Below are 1804 nucleotides of genomic sequence, written 5' to 3'. Positions count from 1 at the left end.
GACTCTGTCGGTGATCTTGGGATTCTCCGGCGGACGGGACTGATCGTCGGGCAAGATCGGCTGGGTTTCCAAGGTCGTCCCCCCCCTTCCGCGAGGTGAGTCGGTGTCCCTGCGCCCCCGCTCCGGCGAGCAAGTCCCCGCCCTGACCGCACGGGTCGCTCACGCAAGCAATCCCCGTGGCACGACGGCGATGTGGGTCCGTGACCGGCTCGACGGGCTGTGGAGCGATGAGGATTTCGCTGCCTGGTATCCGCGCGATGGGCGGCCCGGTCTGTCGCCGGCCCAGCTGGCCACAGTGAGCGTGCTGCAGTTCATGTTGAACCTCTCGGACCGGGACACGGCCGAGGCGGTGCGCTGCCGGATCGACTTCAAGTACGCCCTCGCACTGGAGTTGGACGATCCGGGCTTCCACCACAGCGTGCTGTCCGACTTCCGCGACCGGCTGGCCGCGGGCGGCCGCGCCGATGCGCTGCTCGATCTCGCGCTGGCACGGTTGAAGGGAGCCGGCCTGGTCAAGGCCCGGGGCCGGCAGCGCACCGACTCCACCTATCTGTTGGCCGCAGTACGCGAGTTGACCCGGCTGGAGCTGGTCACCGAGGCGGTCCGCACCGGCCTGGAGGCACTCACCCTGGCCGCCCCCGAGCTCCTGGACGAGCTGGTCAGCGCCGAGTGGGGGGAGCGCTACGGACGGCAGGCACGGATGTGCAGCCAGCCCAGCCACCCCGCCACCCGCCTGAAACAGGTCGCCGCCGACGCGGTCGAACTGCTGGCGCGCACGCGCGAGTTGCCCGCCGTGCACCGTGACGCCCGACACCGACTGGAGGTGCTGCGTCAGATCATGGTCCAGAACTTTGTCGCGGACAGCCGGGGCCAACTGCGGCCGCGGACCGAGAAAGACGGCCTGGCGCCCAGTCGGGTGCGGATCGAATCGCCGTACGACACCGAGGCACACTGGGCCCGCCGCGGCGACACGCGCTGGACCGGCTACCTCGCCCATGTCACCGAGACCTGCGACGACCGGGGCGTCAACGTGATCACCGACGTGGCCACCACCGCCCCCGCCAATGACAGCACCGCGGTTCCCGGGATCCACGCCCGGCTCAAGCGGCGCCGCCTGCTGCCCGGCGACCATCTCCTCGACGCCGGCTACACCTCCGTCGCCCTGTTCGACCAGGCCGCTCGCGACCACCGGGTCCGACTGGTCGGCCCGCTCAAGGCCGGCAACGCGTGGCAGCGGCGCGAGGGCACTGGCTTCGCCCGGGAGAACTTCCGCATCGACTTCGACCAGCGCACCGTCACCTGCCCCAACGGGAAGATCACAGGGAACTGGGTCGAGGCGCCCGCCATGGCCCCTTACACCGTCGCCCGGTTCACCCGCGCGCACTGCGACCCCTGCTCCGACCGTGCGGCCTGCACCAGCGGCACCTCGGCCCGCACGGTGAACTTCCTGCCCCGACACCTGCACGAGCTGCAGGCCCAGAACCGCCTCGATCAGCAAGACCCGGACTGGAGACGCCTCTACGCGTCGCGCTCCGGCGTCGAGGGCACCGTGAACGAGTTGGTCAACGGCCACCACATGCGCCGCTGCCGCTACCGGGGCCTGGCCAGGACGCACGTCCAGCACGTCCTGACCGCGATCGCGATCAACATCGGGCGCCTCAGCGAACAGGAGCCCACCCACTCCACCTACCGACCCCGGCCACCGACAGCGTTCCAGCAGTACCTCGACGCCCGCGGCCTACCCCGCCCCCTCTGGTGGCGCCAAGGAAAATGACCTTGCAAACCCAAGATCACCGACAGAGTC

Annotated in this window: 1 protein-coding gene; it reads left to right on the top strand. The window is 70.3% G+C overall.

Annotated elements, in window-relative coordinates; genetic code table 11:
- The first annotated feature begins 103 nt into the window (after positions 1-103).
- Complete coding sequence (locus tag P3T29_RS32515; RefSeq protein ID WP_280720280.1) at positions 104-1774, top strand: IS1182 family transposase; 1671 nt, start codon at positions 104-106, stop codon at positions 1772-1774.
- The last annotated feature ends 30 nt before the right edge of the window (positions 1775-1804 follow it).

The organism is Kitasatospora sp. MAP5-34, assembly GCF_029894335.1.
In the GTDB taxonomy this organism is placed as follows: Bacteria; Actinomycetota; Actinomycetes; order Streptomycetales; family Streptomycetaceae; genus Kitasatospora.
This window is presented reverse-complemented; position numbering and strand designations above follow the sequence as displayed.